This is a genomic window from Enterococcus sp. OL5 (assembly GCF_006491895.1).
GTDB lineage: Bacteria > Bacillota > Bacilli > Lactobacillales > Enterococcaceae > Enterococcus_D > Enterococcus_D innesii.
Genome location: NZ_VHIL01000010.1, coordinates 22,041 through 40,519, shown reverse-complemented (window position 1 = coordinate 40,519; position 18,479 = coordinate 22,041). Strand labels below are relative to the sequence as shown.

Here is an 18,479-nt window from a genome sequence, read left to right as displayed (position 1 = left end):
TAGCTAGTTTCTAATCACTTTCTGAGCTACTTTCACTCGTAGCGCTTGAATCAGAGGAATCATCTGAACTACTGCTTGGCGTCGATGAGGACGAATCATCTGGTTCAGGTCCTCTAGAGATCGTGACCGTTACAGTAGAGCCAACTTCGACGGAGGTTCCAGCACCTGGAGAGACACGGACAACATGTCCAGCTGGTACCGAGTCATTATAGCCGTCCTCTTCCTCAAAAGTTGAGTCCAATCCCGCTTCATTCAAGTCTGCTTCTGCATCGGCTTGGCTTTTCCCAACAATTCTTGGTACATTGACCATTTCCTGCCCACTGCTGACCGTCAAAGTGATGGTCGTTTGGGAAGTCACCACCGTTTCACCTGTTGCGGGTGCTTGGGCGATGATCGTGCCTGATGGTTGACTGCTAGATTGATAGATCACTTCGATCTGTGATCGGTCGACACCACGAGAAGTCAATGCTGCTCTTGCATCTGCCTCTGTCATGCCGTAATAATTATCCATTGCGAAGCTATCTGGTCCGGAGCTGACCTTAAAGGTGATTTCGTCTTCTGCTGGGGAAACTTCCCGCCCTGCTGCTGGTGATTGACTGATAATATCCCCTTCATCGACATCATCTGACGACTCTAGCTCTTCTTTGATTCTGTCTTCATCAAAGCCCAAATCGATCAACTCTTTTTTGACATCATCAAAGGAACGACCTTCATAGTCATCAAGGGTGATTTTCTTCGTTCCACTACTGATGTAGAGAGTCACGACGGAATTCTTTTTGACTTCATTGCCTTCTGGGGGATCGGTTTTGACGACATTGCCTGCTTCGACTTCATCATCTTCGATTTCTTCCACCTCGTCTGCGACTTTCAAACCGGCGGCTTCCAGTTCGGCCCGAGCGGCGGCTTCTGTCTGACCACTGACTTCAGGAATTGCCACATCTCCCCGACCACCGCCGAATAGGAAGTAACTGCCTATCCCTAGCAGTGCGATCACCATAATGATTGGCAGCAGTAGCCAGCGTTTGCGTTTTTTCTTTTTCGGCTGGGCCGCTTCTTCAGCTTGATCCGCTGCCGTTTCTGCCACGGGTTCTTCCACTGGCGGCGTTTCGACTTGGGCTGCTTCCACAGGGGTCAGCACTCTCGTTTCATCCATCAGGGCATGAGGTTCCCATCTCGGTTCATTGAGCCGTTCAGGAGACAACACGGTATCGAGATCTGCCCGCATTTCATCGGCGGTCTTGTAACGATCCGCCGGTTCTTTGGCGGTCGCCTTCAACACGACGTTTTCCAACGATTGCGGAACATTTTTGTCATAGATCCTAATCGACGGGATCTCATCTTGGAAGTGTTTCAAGGCGATCGTTACGGCTGATTCGCCATCAAAGGGTACTTTGCCGGTTAAAATTTCATAGAGAATGATCCCAATCGCATAAATATCTGATTGATTGGTGGCCATACTGCCTCGTGCTTGTTCTGGTGAAAGATAATGCACCGAGCCTAGCATCGAGTTGGTTTGGGTGATCGACGTTTCTGATAGAGCGATCGCGATCCCAAAATCGGTGATTTTCACCACGCCGTCTTCATTGATCAGCACATTCTGGGGCTTTAGGTCCCGGTGAATGATACGGTGCTGATGGGCCAATGCCACCGCTGATAAGATTTGTTGGATGATATCAACGATCTGCAAATAAGGTACGGGATAGTGCGTTTGGATATAGCGCTTGAGATCCATTCCTTTGACATATTCCATCACCAAAAACTGCATGCCGTCTTCTTCACCGACATCATAAACGGTTACGATGTTGGGATGAACCAGCTCAGTCGCCGCCAAGGCTTCTCGTTGAAAGCGCCGAATCGCACTTTGGTCGTTTTGGAAGTCAAAACGAAGCACTTTGATTGCCACTTCACGGTCTAAGATCAAGTCATGCGCCAAAAACACATTTGCCATTCCGCCGCTGCCGATATTGCCGATGATTTTGTATCGGCCGTTTATCTTCTTCCCAATTTCGATCATGGGCGCTCTCCTCCAACTTTAATCAATAATACCGTGATATTGTCGACACCGCCGCGTTCGTTGGCTTGATCGATCAATGATTGCACTGCTTCTTCCAGCTCAGGGGTTTCTTGGATCGTTGCTGTGATCTCTTCATCTGAGACCATGTTGGTCAATCCATCTGAACACAGCAGCAAATAATCCCCGTCTGCAATAAAGTGGATCGCCACATCGACTTCGACTTCGCTTGGCATACCGATCGAGCGGGTCAAAACGTTTTTGCGAGGATGATTCAAGGCCATTTCTGCCGTGATTTGTCCTGACTTCACCAATTCATTGACCAGTGAATGGTCCTCTGTGATTTGGGTCAGCACTTGATTGCGTAAAAGATAGGCACGGCTGTCCCCGACATTGGCGATCGTAAACTGGTCGCCTAATAAGGCCACAGCAATGATCGTGGTGCCCATGCCGCTAAGTTCTTCTTGTTCTTGTCCTTTTTGGAAAATCACTTGGCTTTCCGCTTGGATTTTTTGGATCAGCCATTGGGCAGTTTTTTCACTATCTGTCAGTTCTGTCTGTTCCCAAGCGGTGCCGATCTCACTGACTGCTTGACGGCTAGCGACATCTCCGGCCCGGTGGCCCCCCATGCCATCGGCAAGCAAGGCCAATGTCACATTGGCTTTATTTACATAGGTTGCTGCAAAATCTTGGTTTGTGTTGCGACGTTTGCCGACATCTGTTTGAAAACGAATCTCCAATTTCTTTCACCTCGTTACTTTTTGCGTAGACAACTGATAAAAAAGCCATCTGTCATAAAATCTTGCGGATAGATCGTCAACATATCCTCTTGAACAGCTTCAGCTGCCAGCGGTCCTACCGCAAGAGGCATTTGCTCAAATTCAGGATGGTCAGCGAGAAACGCTGCCACGACTTGTTGATTTTCTTCCGCTAGAATCGTACATGTGCTGTAGACCATTATACCCGATTTTTTCAAGGTTGGGGCGGCACTTTCCAAAATCTCTCGCTGAATCTGCGGCAAGCGTTGGAAATCGGCTTCCGTCTTGCTGTATTTGATGTCTGGCTTACGGCGCATCAATCCTAGTCCAGAACAAGGGGCATCCACTAAGATGCGATCAAATTGTTCGGGTGCAAAGGTTTGAGCCGTCTCCCGCGCATCCATCACGCGGGTTTCCACAACTGCTTCTACGCCTAAACGTTGGGCATTTTGCTGAATCAGCTTAACCTTATGGGCATGGATATCCAGTGCTGTCACTTTGCCGCCCTCTGCGGCAGACAAGAAGGCAGCGATATGGGTCGTTTTGCCTCCTGGTGCGGCGCAGGCATCCAATACTTGATGGTCCCGAGCTACTTGTAAAACGGGGGCAACCAGCATCGAACTTTCATCTTGGATCGTCAGTAAGCCTTCTTTGTAGAGGGAAGAGCCCGCCATAAAGCCTTTGTCAGCCACAACCCCATAGGGGGAAAGCTCACTTGGCCGTGCGTCAATGCCTTCTTCTTGCAGCCGCTCGATCGCTGCTGCTTGCGAGATGCGCTGCAGATCGATACGACCACTGGCATGATTGGGTTCAAATAGGGCATAGCCCAGCTCACTGGTTTCTTCGATCCCAATTTGTTTGACTAGTTTCTTCGTTAGCCACAGGGGCAAACTGATTTCCGTTGCTAAACGTTCCATTGGGTCTTTGATCAATGCCAAGTCTGGCACTCCTTGTCGTTGGATCGTGCGCAGCACGCCATTGACGAATTTACCGGTTCCCGGATTGCCTTTGGCTTTCGCGATATCCACGGCTTCATGAATGATAGCATGGGCGGGTACTTTATCGAGATACAGCATCTGATACAAGGAAAGCCGCAGCAGCGTTTTGACCCACGGGTCAACTTTGCGGGCATTTTTAATAAACCGATCCAAATAATAATCCAATAAAAGCTGACGACTGATGGTGCCGTACACCAATTCAGTCAGCAAGCGACCGTCTTTGTCATTTAAACGCCCTTGATTCATCAATTCCCGTAGCAATAGATTGGAATAAGCGCCGCCTTTTTCGATTCGTAACAACGCTTCTAGGGCCACAAAACGCACTGTATATTGTATATCTCCAAGATTACGCTTCATAGGTACCTACCTGATCCCCTTTTTGAATCTGTTGTCCACTGCCGTTTAAGAATGCGGCAATGTCTTGTCGGCCTTTTCCAGCTGGCTGCAATTCATCGATAGCCAATACCGTGCCTTCACCACAAGCGATCAGCAACGTTTTTTTCGTCCGTTCAATGATCGTTCCTGGCGGGGCTGTCGTCGTTTGCTCCAACGGTGTTACTTGCCAAAGCTTCCAGCGGTTGCCGTTTTGTGTCGTAAAAGCGATTGGCCATGGCCGCATGCCTCGGACTTGGGCGTCGATTTGCACCGCCGTTTTCTGCCAGTCGATGGCTTCTTGTTCACGGCTGATATTCGGCGAGAAGGTTACTTTCGCTTCTTCTTGCGGAACTGACTGCAGCTCTCCTGACAAGATTTTCGGCACAGTTTCCAGCAGCAAGTCTTTGCCTAATAGGCTCAACTTATCAAACATCGTCCCCACATCATCTTGCGCCGTGATCGGCAAACGAGCTTGAGCAAAAATACCGCCAGCATCCATTTTTTTGATCATTTCCATGATGGTTACACCCGTTTCTTGCTCCCCTTCCATGATGGCATAATGCACAGGTGCTCCGCCTCGGTATTTCGGCAGTAGGGACGCATGAACGTTGATAGCGCCATACTTCGGTACTTCTAGTAAAGCACTAGGTAAAAATTGGCCGAAAGCTGCCGTGATCAGCAGATCGGGTGCTAAAGCTTGAATCTGCTCCATTTCTGGTGACCCACTGATTTTTTCTGGTTGTAAAACCAACAAGCCATGCTTCAACGCCGCTTCTTTGACGGGGGTCGGAGTGATAGTTTTTTTGCGACCGACGGGACGATCCGGCTGGGTCACGACTGCTGCCACTTCATAGCCGGCTTCAAGCAAGCCTTCTAAAATTGGGACGGAAAACGCCGGGGTACCCATAAAGACGATTTTAGTCATTTTCATGTTCCTCCATATACTTTTCTAAGTCTTCTTCAGAAATGCGTTCGACGAGCTTGTCGACAAACAGCACGCCATTTAAATGATCGATCTCATGCTGCATCGCCCGCGCCAAGTAACCGAATGCTTCCACTTCCATTTCTTCTCCTTCTCGATCGAAATAGCGGACAGTGATCTCGTCTGCTCGTTTGACGGTCCCGAAGGTGTGAGGAATACTCAAGCAGCCTTCCACATCAAGGGATTCACCAGAAGAAGCGATGATCTCAGGGTTGATCATTTCAAAGCGATCGTCTTCTTCGACTTCCACGATCGCCACTTGCAGGTTTTTGCCGACTTGCGGTGCGGCAATACCGATCCCATCGTGGGCAACCATCGTTTCATAAAGGTCGTCTAGTAGCTGAACGAGCTCATCGGTAATTACTTTGACGGGTTTTGCTTGCCGACGAAGACGTTCATCGGGGGTAATAATAATAGGATAACGCATATTTTCTCCTCTAAATAAAATTCAACGGCTCTTGGTCAATCGACACGTACAATCCTTTGCGCTGATCGATTTGACTTTGATCCAACAGACGGGTCAACAAAGCAGGTAGCTGCGGTTCATTTTTGTATTTAATGATCAATTGGTAGTAATAACGGTTTTTCACCCGCAAAATCGCACTTGGTGCCGGCCCCAACAAAATACTTTGCGGTGACAGCTCCTGCTGCAGATCCCGCGCGATCGCAAACATCTTCTGAGCGGCGACTTGCTCTTCGGGATGGCTGCAGGTGATTTTGACGGTGAAATAGTACGGTGGATAACCGCTTTGGTGCCGCATCCACATCTCTTTTTGATAGAAATCTTCGTAGTCTTGCGACTGCGCCAACTGGATGGCATAGTGCTCAGGGTTAAATGTTTGGATCACCACTTCGCCGGTTTTTTCTGCCCGACCTGCCCGACCACTGACCTGAGTCAACAGCTGGAACGTCCGTTCACTCGAACGAAAATCTGGCAAATTCAAGGCGGTATCGGCATTCAAGACCCCTACCAGTGTGATATCAGGAAAATCCAAGCCTTTGGCGATCATTTGAGTCCCTAACAAAATATCCGCTTTTTTCTCCCCAAACAAGGTCAAGATTTTTTCATGGGCGCCTTTTTTGCGGGTGGTATCGACATCCATCCGTAAGACCCGCGCTTCAGGAAACAGTTCCTTCAACTCTTCTTCCACTTTTTGCGTGCCCGTTCCGTAATAACGAATCTTGTCTGCATTGCAGTTGGGGCAACGATGGGGGATGTGTTCTTCATGCCCGCAATAATGACAGCGCATCGTTTTGGTATCCATATGCAGCGTCAAGGAGATGTCACAATTTGGACAAGGCAAAACATACCCGCAATCGCGGCACATCACGAAGGAAGAGTAGCCGCGCCGATTCAGCAGCAAGACGATCTGTTCTTTGCGGGCCAAACGGTCTGTGATTTTTTCCTGTAACGGACGAGAAAAGGTTTGATACTTTTTATTGGCAAATTCGGTACGCATATCCACGACTTCGATCTGCGGTAATTGCGCATTGGTTTTTGCCCGCTGATTCAATTTCAATAAGCGGTAGACTTCTTTTTGGGCCCGAGCACGAGATTCTAATGACGGCGTCGCACTGCCTAACACCACTGGACAGTGATGGTACTGGCTGCGCCAAATCGCTAAATCTCTCGCATGATAACGAGGGGCTTCCTCTTGCTTGTAGGAAGCTTCGTGCTCCTCATCGACGATGATGACCCCAATGTTTTTCAACGGAGCAAAAATCGCCGAACGGGCGCCAACCACCACCTGCGCCTCCCCACGTTCGATCTTACGCCATTCATCGTATTTTTCACCTTGGGACAAGCCGCTGTGTAAAACAGCCACTGCGTCGCCGAGACGGCTTTTAAAGCGTTCGACCATTTGCGGGGTCAACGCGATCTCCGGTACGAGCATGATCGCGGTTTTGCCTTGTTTCAGCAATTGGGCGATCGCTTGTAGATAGACTTCTGTTTTTCCACTGCCGGTGATCCCTTCCAGTAAAAAAGTCTGCGCCTCTTGGTTATCCGCACAAGCAGTGATTTGCGCTACTGCAGCTGCCTGTTCTTCATTTAATTCAAGGGGGACCGTTTTTTGAAATTGACGGTCTTTGTAAGGATCACGGTAGGCTTCAACTTCCGTAAAGGTCAGCCAGCCAGCTTCTTGCGCTTGGTTCAAAGCCGCAGTGGAAATCCCTTGTTCGGTAAAAAAGGAAACCGGCAAGCGGGCTTCCTCTGTCAAAATCTGTAAGATTTCCAGCTTGCGTTTGGCCCCTTTGCGCAGCTGTTGCTGGACGGCGGGGATTTCTGCTGGCTCGATCTTGCGTTCAATGTAACGGGTCATTTTCGCTTTGTTTTTATTTTTCACGAGATACTGCAATTCAACTACTGCGGCTTCCCGCAAAGGCTTCAACTGCGGCAGCAGCCCTGCACTTTCGGCGTCTTGCCAACTGAGGATGCCGTCTTCGGGAAAATATTCTTTGATGGGATGATTTCCTTCCAGCAAAACGATCTGCTTTTGGTACTCGGCTTTCATCACACTAGGCAGCATCGTCTGCAAGCAAGTAATCTTAAAGGCAAAGGTCGTTTCCTTCATGTAGTCGGCTAATTGGAGAAGTTCTTCATTGACGACAGGCGACAAATCCAACAAACGAACGATTGGTTTTAAGGTCTGCTGCGGTTCGGCAACTTCTGAAAGGCCGACGACGAACCCTTGGATATGGCGGTCGCCTTTGCCAAATGGCACTTCGACCCGCATTCCTGTCTCAATGGCGGCTTGTAATTCTGATGGGATCAGATAAGTAAAAGGCTGATCGGTCTGCATCGTGGGAACATCCACGATCACTTCTGCTATGTACGCCATTTCTTCTCCTCCTTTTAGGTTCTATTTTACTAAATGGGCTGGGGTTTGTCTGTACCCCTTACAAAAATTTAACCATCACCATTCAAAAGAAAAAGCCAGAACACAGGCGTGCTCTAGCTTGCTTTTGTCTATAGCTTTTGTTCGTCGCGGATACGCGCTTCTAATTCTTTTTGTTCTTGGTCTTTTTGCGCTTTGCGCTCTTCTTGTTCCATTTTCAAGCGGGCGCGCTTGATTTCTGGATGCGGATCATTAACGACTAATTCCGCTTCGATTTCTTCAAGTGCTTGACCCACACTTTTCACTGAATCAAAGTTTTCTAGTGTTGCTTGCGCACCGGCATCAAGTTCATGCGCTCGTTTGCTTGCTAAGATCACTAATGAATATTTTGAATTGACACGATCCAACAAAGAATCGATTGAAGGTTTTAACATCATATTTCTTACAGCTCCTCTAACATTTTGATATAGGTTCCGATCACTCGGTCAACGCGAAAATGTTCACTCGAAATAATTTCGCGAATTCGTTGGACTGCCTTAGGTACTTCATCATTGACAACGGCATAATCATACAAAGCCATCATTTCGATTTCTTCACGGGCGACACGCATCCGTTCATCGATCACTTCGGCAGAGTCGGTTCCTCTTCCTGTAATACGAGAGCGTAATTCTGCCAGATCAGGTGGCGTCAGAAAAATAAACACACCATCGGGAACTTTGTCTTTTACTTGTTTTGCCCCTTGCACTTCGATCTCTAAAAACACATCTTTTCCTTGATCCAATGTTTGTTGGACATAAGATAATGGGGTGCCATAATAATTGCCGACATATTCGGCGTATTCCAGCATTTCACCGGCTTCGATCAAGGCTTCAAATTCTTCACGCGTGCGGAAATAGTAATCGACCCCTTCCACTTCCCCCTCGCGTTTTTGACGAGTGGTCATTGAAACGGAATATTGAAAATCGTTGTCGTCACTCTCAAAAATTGCTTTGCGCACGGTCCCTTTCCCTACTCCGGAAGGTCCTGATAAAACTATAAGTAATCCTCGCTCTGACATAATGACGTCCTTTCACTGACATTTGCTTAACGTCTATTTTGCACTTTTTTTCAGCAACTTTCAAGAACTACTTTATTATAATGGGAATTTCATGAAATTGCTAGTCTACACTTCGGCTGCTTTCTTAAAAGCCCATGTTGCTTAAGGTATTGATGACCCCTGCTAATTCGTCTTTGGCGGTGATCGCTTTTTCGGTAGGATCCGTCACTTCTTGGCAATCGATACGCACGATGTACCGACGATTTAAAGAAACCGCTACGCCATCAACTAATAGATGAAGAAAATCCGGCTCGATGGCTACGCAGGCATCTTCCCATGCAGAGAAATTCTCTTTGTCAGAGGGTATACTGCGTTTGATGACATTTTTTCCGCTCAGTTCGTGAAAGGTGATATCGTAATATTTCATTGGTTCATTCCTCCTACTCGATGTTTTGAACTTGTTCTCTGATTTTTTCAATGATCGTCTTCATTTGGACGACACTGTTTTTGATTTGGATCGGACTTGATTTTGAGCCAATCGTATTGACTTCCCGGTTCATCTCTTGGATCAAGAAATCCAGCTCTCGACCTATCGGCGTCTCAGCTGCCAGCAGCTCCGTCATCGTCGTTAAATGGATACTTAAACGATCCAGTTCTTCGTGGATATCGCCGCGTTCCAATAAAATCGCCAACTCTGTCAGTAAACGATCGCGCTCGACTTCTTCCCCTAAATAGGCAGTCAGTTTCTTTTCAAAGCGTTCTTGGTAGTCTGCCTCATAGAGGGCCACGAATTGTTTGAGTTCTGTCAGCTTTTCCTGCAGCTGTCGCTGGTTTTCTTGCAAGATCTGCAGAATGCCTTGCCCTTCCACCCAGCGGCTTTGATCGATCGCTGCCAACGCTTGGTCTAATGCTTCCATCACGCCATCGGCTAAGGTGCTTTCTTCTGGCTCTTGATCAGAGATCGTTAGAAAAGCTTCATGGAGCAGGAATTGTTCCAGCAATGCTGCTTTAGGCAGCTCTGCTAGGTCAAAACGGTCTTTGGCTTCGGTATCGATCTCCTGCATGAAACGTTCCAGCAGGTCCCATTGGATCTCGATCTGTTTCGTATTTGCGGTTTTTTCTTTTAAAGTCACATACAATTCGATCCGTCCTCGCTGGAGGGTCTGCTTGATCGACTGCCGTAAAGCACCTTCTAGAGGATTCAATTGTTTGGGCATTCGCAGCTGCAGGTCCAAAAAGCGCTGATTGACACTTTTGATCTCAATTTCGATCTGCGCATCTGGCGTTTCTGCACTGCCTTTGCCAAAACCAGTCATACTTTTCATTTGATCACTCCTCACCCTTTTGCTTTCTTACATGGAAAGCAGGGCTTTTTTAAGTTCTGCAAATTCTTCATTGGATAAGGTGACGCCTTTGCCCATCTTCTCGTGCTCTGGACCCCAATCTCTCAGATCAAATTTTGGTGGACGCCCATTCCAGCTCACCAAATTCAATTCTTTGCGCCAGCCTCTTTGATTTTCCGAAAGCACGGCGATCTCTTCAACGATTTCATACGAAAATTTATCCATTTTCTGCTCCTTTCAAAAGATAGTGACTATACGCTGCCATCAAAGCAGTCAGCGGGTAACGCCGACGAATCTGCTGAAGGGCGGGCAGATTCAATTGCTGCGTCCGATAAAAAAAGAAAAAGCGGTTTTGCTCGGACAAGACAAAAAAACGGTCGCGATAATAACTCAGCCACTCGGTGATCGACCAGGCATCGGCTTCTTCCACTGCCTTTAGCGCAATTTTTTCAGCTAAAGCCGTTAGGATCGTTTCCTGCTCATAAATCACCGTAGGCGCCAGATACAATACTTTCGCGGTACACTCTATCAGTATACGCCCCCACTGCTCAAATGGCACATCCTGTTGATAGAATTTACGCATTTTTTTCCAAAATTCTTTTTTCTTTAGTTCCTGATAAAGCAACGGGTCTGTCTGGCGTAGCTCTTTCAAAAAGCCCCGCCATAACGGCTGAAAATCAACCGTCTTTTCAAAGGTATACCAATGGCCTTGGTATTTGCCGAACACTTTCAAGGTTTCCAAATAGCCTAAGGTCATATTATCCAGCGAACGCTGGGCATCAAAAACCAAAAAGCTGCCTAAGGACCAAGGAGACCCTAACGAAAGTTGCGCAGTTTCTTCCGTCAAAACCGTCCTTTTATTGATGCCGGGTCCTTGGACATCCACGGTGATACATTCCGTTGCCCCTTGCTGGACAGCGACATCGATGGGCAGGTTGTTGCGATAGCCGCCATCGATGTAATAGGCGTCATTAATTTTTTGCGCCTGCATCGCTGGATAAAATGAGGCGGATGCCAACAACCAATGCAGATTTTCCTCAACTGCGGATGGATCAAAGGCATAGACCGTCTCCTTGAAGTCGGGCAGACGAGTCGTACAGATCAGCAAATGACAAGCAGTTTGGCTGAATTTTTCTTGATCAAAGGTCTTTTGCAAAAGCTTTGCCAAAGGTTCGGTACTGGCGCCGTTGCTTTTGACCGCTTCGCGGACCAGCGAGTTGGCTTGATTCATCAAATCCCGCAGTGTTTGGGCTCGTACCGAAGCAAGCGGATAGTGCAATACTTGCTCGCTGGAGATATTTGCCCATAAATCGACGGCCGCTTCCACATCGTTCATTAAAATCAAGGCGCCATTCAACGCACCAACGGAAGTTCCCGTAATCCATTCAAAGGTGATGCCCCGTTCTTGCAGCGCTTGCCAAACCCCGATTTGATACGCCCCATGAGCACCGCCACCGCCTAAAACCAGCGCCGTCTGATAAGCTAGCGCTCTTTGATACCCTTGAGGGACCACCTGATATCCTTGCTGGATAAACCACTCAGCCAAGGGGGTCCGATGAGGAAGCTGCCACAAGACGGCTGCTACAAAACGACTGCGGGCAAAGCTTTCTGTCACAGCTAGCAGTTGTTTCCAAGTAAACTCGGCGGCTGCTTCCACCAGCAGATTGGTGATAGTCAGTGTCTTTTGGTCAAAATCAAACTGCCCGGCAAGGTAAAAGCGGCCATAACGGCTGTCGATCTGCCAGCCCTGCTGCGCCATGTCGGCGAGAAATGCTCGTCGCGCTTTTGAGTGCGACTCAAAGAAGGAAAAGACCAGTCGGCTTTCTTGAAACCCTGCCCTTTGTGCAAGAAAATCGATCGAAGTCAGTTTTTTCACTTTCATCAAGACGCCTCCTTAAGCAAAAAAGAATAGACGAATGACACGCCGGCTGCCGTACCACTCGAGCTATTCTTTTGATTAAAATGTTCGTTGTGCCATGTTGAATGCTGCCAACATCTCATCCGTGGCTTCATCGACTGGCGTCACAGATTCCAAATCACCTTGGATCACACGACGGGTGACACCGCCCATTTCGCCACAGGTGATCAGCGTGATCATTTTGCGGCCTTCTACTTCGTCAAGCAAATAGACATCGGTCGGATCGACCCGCACAGAAGAAGTCGCGGTATACGTGTAAATATTTTCCAGATCGGTCACATAGATAGCCGCCCCGATGGCGACATCATCCAATGGTGTAAACAAAAGCTCTGGCGATTGGGCGCGATGGCTAGCTAACGCGTAATTGCCTTCCCCCATTTTTTGGGTGGGACTTAACGTACCAGCACCATACAGCAAGGCCTCGTTGGCCAAGCCTTTAAAAATCGGCAGATTGATCCCAACACTGGGGACCGCCACGCCGCCGATCACTGGCAAAGCTTTGTTGCTCAGCTGCGCCCGTAAGACTGCTTCTGAACTTGCCGGCTCCACGGCATCAAAATCAAAGGTCGCTTCCGCTTCCATGTTTTTTTCCACATCACTACGATCAATGGTTCCGACTGCGTATGCTTCACCTGTTTGTTTAATAAAATAATTTTTGATTTGATTATTAAAAATCAATGCTAAACCAATCAATAACAGCAAAAGCAAAAAGAGATTGCTCAGCCAATTGGAAAGTCTACTTTTCTTTTTTCTCATAGGTTCTCGTCTCCATTAGTTTCTTCTTTTATCATACCAAAATCCTCATAAAGACGCCAATTTTGGCCATTTTTTTTACGAAAAGACAAGATTTGCCTTTTTTTTGTCGAAAAAGGGAACTTAAAAATTGTTTTTTCTGTTATTTTGTAATATAACTTTAAACGAAAAGATACAAGCAATTTTCAGCGCTTTGTTGTAGAATGAACTTAGTAGATAGGAGGGATCGATCGGCATGTCTAACACGATTTACGTACATATTGATACAACCAGCAATGCCGTCTTGACCCGCGGGCTTGCCCCCCAAGATTTTAACAAGAGCATTGTCCATCAGCCCAAGAATCTGCTCTTGCTTGATCCTTCCAGTGATTTCGGCGAATTCGACGGTCATACGGGCTTAAAAGTGATACGCGGAATGGAAGATGTCCAACTGTTTTTTCAGCAGATCAACAAAGGTCGCATTGCCGAAGAAATGAAGTGGATCGATTTTAATGATTACGAGATGGTCAAAGAATTGACGCCTTTAGAGATCTCCGAATTGTTATATTTTGGCCACATGAAGACACACCTCCACTCCCCTTTCTTTTACAAACTGCAAAATAACTTTGTTTTCTTTGACTTAAAAGATACACGTTCCCGCGTTTATTATCGCTATTTAGATGAATATTACCGGATCTTGGCGGATCGGATCACCCGCATCGTCTTAGAAAAAATCAATGATCGCCTCTCCTTTTTTAAAAAAGCGACACCGGTGGAAAAGCTCGACTTTAATTTGCTGAAAGAATTACGGGGAATCATGCAAGAAGGCATCGTCTTCTGTCTGACACAAGAGCAACTGATCGATAAAACTTATACGATCCCGATCTATCTGTCAGAAGATGCTGGCTTAAAAAACACGCTGGTCAATCAAAAAGAGTTAGATCAAATTGCAGTTTTGCGCTACTCAGCCAGCAAAAAAAACTGGTCGTTGGAAATTGATCAAGAAGATCTGGCTTTTGGCTTTTTCGATAAAAAAATGTCTTGATGCTTCTCTTTTTCAAAGAGCATCAAGACATTTTTTATGATTTCATTTCTAAAACTAAACTTTAGGCACAAATAATTTTGGAGCGGCCTTGACTAAGAGACCTAATACGACCCCTACATAAACGATATTGATGATGACCGATGTTCCATTGAAGATCAAGGAATACAGATACGGGCTTTGTCCTTCTGGTGCGTACATTCCCCAGACAAAAACCCCTGCCCAATAATGCCAAAACCAACGGCTGATCACCGCCACGATGCCCCCTAAGACGACATACCACGTAACGGTTTTGCTGTTTTGACGGATCGCTTGCTGGATTTTATTAGCAAACAAGCCGCCCATCCCACCAAAAGCAAAGGCAAAGGGATATTCAAAGATGATCTGTGGAACGGTGATAAAGTTACGCATCGCACTACCAATCAAAATATTCAGCAAGCCCCACATAAATCCCGCCGTCATTCCCGGCAGCACCCCGCGACGATACGAATACAAGACCAAGGGCACGAGCCCTAGAGACAAGTCGATACTGGAATTGGCTGTCTGGATCGGGATATACGACAAGACGACCCCGATCGCAGCAATCATCGTTCCTTCCGTCCACACTTGCAGCGACATTTTTCGTTTCAAAAAAACTCCTCCTTTAGAATCATCACAATTCACAAAGGAGAAGTGTTAGACACTTCAACTCGTCACAATTCCTACGTTCGCATGATCGAAACAGGTACGAAGGGTTTAGAGTACTCTCATTCTCAGCCTTTGCAGACTCCCCTTTGTGATTAGATTCTATTTTATTTTTTGCTTGCGTTTCGCAAGTCACTTTCAAGAATACCATAAATTGGTGAAAAGAAACATGACTGCGATCGTTTTTTCTAAAAACATCCTGAAACTCCTCAGAAAAAAACAGCCAATGAGGGGCTAAAGACCGACCATTGGCTGTTGTTCTCATGCATATGAGACACGATTAAATTGATAATTTTGATTCAAACAGTGGACTTACTGGTTTGTTCTCATGGATTCGTTTGATCGCTTCGCCCATCAAGGCACCGACACTGATCTCATCGATTTTTTTCGACTTGCGGTCTTCTGGCAAGTGAATCGAATCTGTCACAACTAGATGCTCAATGGCCGAATCTTCGATCCGTTCCAAGGCAGGTCCTGACAAGACAGGGTGAGTACATGAGGCGTAAACACTTTTAGCTCCTGCTTGTTTCAACGCGTTCGCAGCCAATGTGATGGTACCCGCAGTATCGATCATATCGTCGATCAAGACACAAGTTTTGCCTTCAACATGACCAATGATATTCATGACTTCCGCTACGTTGGCTTTCGGACGACGTTTGTCGATGATCGCGATTGGTGACTTAAGAAACTCAGCTAATTTGCGGGCACGAGTCACGCCCCCGTGGTCTGGTGAAACAACGACGACATCATCGCCTTGAATGCCTCTTTCCAAGAAGTAGTTGGCGATCAATGGTGCACCCATCAAGTGGTCAACGGGGATATCAAAGAACCCTTGAATCTGTGAGGCATGCAAATCCAGTGTAACCATGCGGTTCGCACCGGCTTTTTCGATCATGTTTGCTACAAGTTTTGCGGTGATTGGTTCTCTTGATCGCGCTTTGCGGTCTTGTCTTGCATAACCATAATAAGGCATTACTACATTGATCGTCTTCGCACTGGCGCGCTTCAAAGCATCGATCATGATCAGCAATTCCATTAGGTTATCGTTTACAGGGCTGCTGGTTGATTGAATCACGTAGACGTGGGCACCACGAATACTTTCTTCAATATTCACTTGGATTTCACCATCGCTAAATTGTTTGACTGAACACTTACCTAATTCAACACCTACTGCAGCTGCGATTTTTTCCGCCAAAGGACGATTTGAGTTCAGAGAAAAAATCTTCAATCTTGGATCAAAATAATGATTTGACATGAGAACCTCCACTTTCTTTGCGTTCATCTAGAAAAAAATGACTCCTTTTTACTAGAATCTTCTTCCTAATAAATAGTAGTCATTTTTCCTTAAGAAATCAAGTCATTTCGCTATTTCTAATTTAGATAAGGCAACTTTTTCGCGTAATCCGCTTTATTTTCCTGACGGGCGCGGGCAATCGCCATACTGTGTTTAGGAACATCTTTGGTGATCGTTGAGCCAGCAGCGATCATCGTTTCCTCTTCGATGGTTAATGGCGCAACTAGATTGGAGCCAGAGCCGATAAAGCAATTGTCGCCGACAGTCGTTTTGAATTTGCTCTTGCCGTCATAATTAACAAAGACTACGCCGCAGCCGACATTGATGTTTTTGCCTAAGGTCGCATCGCCAACATAAGACAAGTGTCCGACTTTGGTGCCTTCACCAATCGTAGCATTTTTGACCTCCACAAAGTTACCGATATGGGCATGGGCCAAAATTTCCGCATGGGGACGAAGATGGGCATTAGGACCGACATCGGCGCCATCATGGATGATGCTCTCCTCGATCGTCGATGCCTTGATCGTCACTTGGTTGCCGATCTTGCTGTCTTCAATTTCAGAAGCTGCCGTAATGACACAATCTTCTCCGATCGTCGTCTGCCCTTTGATGATCACACCGGCTTCGATCAAGGTATCTGAACCAATCACAACGCCTTCGTCGATATAAGTCGTCGCCGGGTCGATCAAGGTCACGCCGTTTTGCATGTGCTGACGGTTGATCCGCTGGCGCATCAAGCGATTGGCTTCGGCTAAGGCGATGCGGTCGTTGACCCCTAAAGATTCATGGAAATCTTCGGTTTGATAAGCAGCGATGATTTTGCCGTCTTCCTTTAAGATCTCGATAATGTCAGTCAAATAGTACTCCCCTTGGGCATTGTCCGTATCTAATTTTGCCAAGGCGTCAAATAGCAATTCATTGTCGAAGCAATACGTTCCAGTATTGATTTCTTGGATCAACGCTTCTTCGGTCGACGCATCTTTTTGCTCAACGATTTTCTCCACGATACCGACATGATCCCGTACGATCCGGCCATAGCCCGTTGGATCTGCCGCTTGTGCCGTCAAGATCGTCGCCGATGCATTTTTCCCTTGATGGTAATCGAACAAGTTATTCAAGGTTTCCGTCGTCAATAACGGCGTATCCCCACTAATTACTAAGGTCGTGCCTTTTTTGCCCTTTAAAAATGATTCGGCTTGAACGACAGCGTGACCGGTACCTAATTGTTCGGCTTGTAAGGCGTAATTGGTGCGATCCCCCAGTTGCTCCTTGACCATTTCCGCCCCGTGACCAACGATCGTCACGATCTCTTCAGGATTTGTTTCCACCACTCGGTTCATGATGTGCTCCACCATTGGCTTACCGCAAACCGGATGTAACACTTTATATAACTTCGATTTCATGCGCGTGCCTTTTCCAGCCGCTAAAATTATTGCAAAACGTGCGTCCACGTATTCCACTCCTATCAATCTGAAGGATTTTTATTCATTGAATTTCCTATAAACAGTTTAGCCCAAGTACTTGTAAATTTCAACGATTTAAGGAATCGCCACCTAGACCAATCAAAAAAAGACTGGCGGCCGCCGTTTAAAAAACAGCTGCTTGCGCCAGTCTAAGAGCCACAAAAAATCAGGCTTTTTTCTCAAAGTAATTTCCCGGTACTACCGAGATCGTTTTGGTCTGGGTATCGACATCTTCAACATACAGCAGAGAACTGTAATCGCTGATGGCCCGCTTGCCTTTGAATTTCGTTTCGGCAAAAACCGTAATACCGACTAATTCGGCTTCAAATTCTTCAATCAAGCTCTTCATCCCATTGACCGTGCCGCCGCCTTTCATAAAGTCATCGACCACCAATACTCTAGAGCCGCGCTTTAAGCTGCGTTTGGATAATTCCATTTTTTCGATGCGCTCTGAAGAACCAGAGACATAATTGACACTCACGGTCGAGCCTTCAGTGATCTTGGAATCACGACGCACGATCACGAAGGGAACATTCAAGTAGTAAGAGACTGCTTGAGCGATCGGCACTCCTTTAGTAGCAACGGTCATCACCGCATCGATTTGTTCGCCTAAATATTTGGAAGCGATGATGCGGCCGACTTGGCGCAGCAATTCCGGTTCGCCTAATAAGTCAGATAGATAAACATAGCCGCCAGGCAACAAACGGTCTTGCTCAGACAAGCGTTCTGCCAGCCCTTCGACGTACGCATACGCTTCTTCTTCAGAAATTTCAGGCACAAAAAAAACACCGCCAGCAGCGCCTGGCACGGTATCAAGAATGCCTGTTCCTCGTTCTTTAAAGGTCTTTTTGATAATAGATAAATCTTCGCTAATCGATGATTTTGCAGAGGCATATCGTTTAGAAAAGAAGGACAATGAAATCAATTCATGGGGATGATTCAACAAGTAATGTGTCATATCGATCAGTCGTTCACTTCGACGTATTTTCACACCGGACAACTCCTT

The 18,479-nt window shown here is 46.8% G+C and carries 18 protein-coding genes and 1 riboswitch; of the genes, 1 reads left to right on the top strand and 17 read right to left on the bottom strand.

Annotation, left to right across the window (positions count from 1 at the left end; genetic code table 11):
- Nucleotides 1–10 precede the first annotated feature (10 nt).
- The 13 genes from pknB to FJU10_RS12040 all read right to left on the bottom strand — a co-directional run bounded on the left by pknB (nt 11) and on the right by FJU10_RS12040 (nt 13,014).
- Entirely contained in the window at nt 11–2,014 is a 2,004-nt protein-coding gene (gene pknB / locus FJU10_RS12100) for a Stk1 family PASTA domain-containing Ser/Thr kinase (RefSeq protein WP_140966040.1), read from the bottom strand.
- Nucleotides 2,011–2,751: a Stp1/IreP family PP2C-type Ser/Thr phosphatase gene (locus FJU10_RS12095; protein ID WP_077454136.1), complete on the bottom strand. Its 741-nt coding sequence runs from the start codon at nt 2,749–2,751 to the stop codon at nt 2,011–2,013. The genes pknB and FJU10_RS12095 overlap by 4 nt, the downstream gene beginning before the upstream one ends.
- Before the next feature lie 14 nt (nt 2,752–2,765).
- Complete coding sequence (rsmB, locus tag FJU10_RS12090; protein WP_015510616.1) at nt 2,766–4,124, bottom strand: 16S rRNA (cytosine(967)-C(5))-methyltransferase RsmB; 1,359 nt, start codon at nt 4,122–4,124, stop codon at nt 2,766–2,768.
- Complete coding sequence (fmt, locus tag FJU10_RS12085; protein ID WP_140966039.1) at nt 4,114–5,067, bottom strand: methionyl-tRNA formyltransferase; 954 nt, start codon at nt 5,065–5,067, stop codon at nt 4,114–4,116. The genes rsmB and fmt overlap by 11 nt, the downstream gene beginning before the upstream one ends.
- Nucleotides 5,060–5,551 (bottom strand): peptide deformylase, encoded by a 492-nt coding sequence (gene def / locus FJU10_RS12080; RefSeq protein WP_140966038.1) that lies wholly within the window; start codon nt 5,549–5,551, stop codon nt 5,060–5,062. Before def ends, fmt begins: the two co-directional genes overlap by 8 nt.
- Nucleotides 5,552–5,561: 10 nt before the next feature.
- Complete coding sequence (priA, locus tag FJU10_RS12075) at nt 5,562–7,964, bottom strand: primosomal protein N' (protein ID WP_140966037.1); 2,403 nt, start codon at nt 7,962–7,964, stop codon at nt 5,562–5,564.
- 128 nt (nt 7,965–8,092) lie between these two features.
- On the bottom strand, nt 8,093–8,398 hold the full coding sequence (rpoZ, locus tag FJU10_RS12070; protein WP_005232977.1) for a DNA-directed RNA polymerase subunit omega: 306 nt from the start codon (nt 8,396–8,398) through the stop codon (nt 8,093–8,095).
- 5 nt (nt 8,399–8,403) lie between these two features.
- Nucleotides 8,404–9,018, bottom strand: coding sequence for a guanylate kinase (gene gmk, locus FJU10_RS12065; protein ID WP_005230308.1), 615 nt, complete (start codon nt 9,016–9,018; stop codon nt 8,404–8,406).
- Between the two features lie 124 nt (nt 9,019–9,142).
- Nucleotides 9,143–9,424, bottom strand: a complete 282-nt coding sequence (locus FJU10_RS12060; RefSeq protein WP_005230307.1) for a hypothetical protein — start codon at nt 9,422–9,424, stop codon at nt 9,143–9,145.
- 13 nt (nt 9,425–9,437) lie between these two features.
- Complete coding sequence (locus FJU10_RS12055; protein WP_140966036.1) at nt 9,438–10,322, bottom strand: YicC/YloC family endoribonuclease; 885 nt, start codon at nt 10,320–10,322, stop codon at nt 9,438–9,440.
- 27 nt (nt 10,323–10,349) lie between these two features.
- On the bottom strand, nt 10,350–10,565 hold the full coding sequence (locus FJU10_RS12050; RefSeq protein WP_005230288.1) for a YdbC family protein: 216 nt from the start codon (nt 10,563–10,565) through the stop codon (nt 10,350–10,352).
- Nucleotides 10,558–12,222 carry a patatin-like phospholipase family protein gene (locus tag FJU10_RS12045; protein ID WP_140966035.1) on the bottom strand — a complete coding sequence of 555 codons (1,665 nt, stop codon included), beginning with the start codon at nt 12,220–12,222 and terminating at the stop codon, nt 10,558–10,560. Before FJU10_RS12045 ends, FJU10_RS12050 begins: the two co-directional genes overlap by 8 nt.
- 75 nt (nt 12,223–12,297) lie before the next feature.
- On the bottom strand, nt 12,298–13,014 hold the full coding sequence (locus FJU10_RS12040) for a class A sortase (RefSeq protein ID WP_140966034.1): 717 nt from the start codon (nt 13,012–13,014) through the stop codon (nt 12,298–12,300).
- Nucleotides 13,015–13,246: 232 nt separating this feature from the next.
- On the opposite strand from FJU10_RS12040, the gene FJU10_RS12035 reads away from it, so the two are divergent.
- The gene (locus FJU10_RS12035) at nt 13,247–14,035 is read left to right on the top strand and encodes a hypothetical protein (protein WP_140966033.1); all 789 of its coding nucleotides are present in this window, start codon (nt 13,247–13,249) and stop codon (nt 14,033–14,035) included.
- 54 nt (nt 14,036–14,089) lie between these two features.
- Here the strand turns inward: FJU10_RS12035 and thiT are convergent, their stop codons facing one another.
- The 4 genes from thiT to purR all read right to left on the bottom strand — a co-directional run bounded on the left by thiT (nt 14,090) and on the right by purR (nt 18,464).
- Nucleotides 14,090–14,662, bottom strand: coding sequence for an energy-coupled thiamine transporter ThiT (gene thiT, locus FJU10_RS12030; protein WP_140966032.1), 573 nt, complete (start codon nt 14,660–14,662; stop codon nt 14,090–14,092).
- Nucleotides 14,663–14,713: 51 nt separating this feature from the next.
- Nucleotides 14,714–14,815, bottom strand: a riboswitch (TPP riboswitch).
- Between the two features lie 181 nt (nt 14,816–14,996).
- Nucleotides 14,997–15,971 carry a ribose-phosphate diphosphokinase gene (locus tag FJU10_RS12025; RefSeq protein ID WP_005230276.1) on the bottom strand — a complete coding sequence of 325 codons (975 nt, stop codon included), beginning with the start codon at nt 15,969–15,971 and terminating at the stop codon, nt 14,997–14,999.
- Between the two features lie 116 nt (nt 15,972–16,087).
- Nucleotides 16,088–17,461 (bottom strand): bifunctional UDP-N-acetylglucosamine diphosphorylase/glucosamine-1-phosphate N-acetyltransferase GlmU, encoded by a 1,374-nt coding sequence (gene glmU, locus FJU10_RS12020; protein WP_140966031.1) that lies wholly within the window; start codon nt 17,459–17,461, stop codon nt 16,088–16,090.
- Nucleotides 17,462–17,639: 178 nt separating this feature from the next.
- Nucleotides 17,640–18,464, bottom strand: coding sequence for a pur operon repressor (gene purR / locus FJU10_RS12015; RefSeq protein ID WP_005230273.1), 825 nt, complete (start codon nt 18,462–18,464; stop codon nt 17,640–17,642).
- Nucleotides 18,465–18,479: the final 15 nt, after the last annotated feature.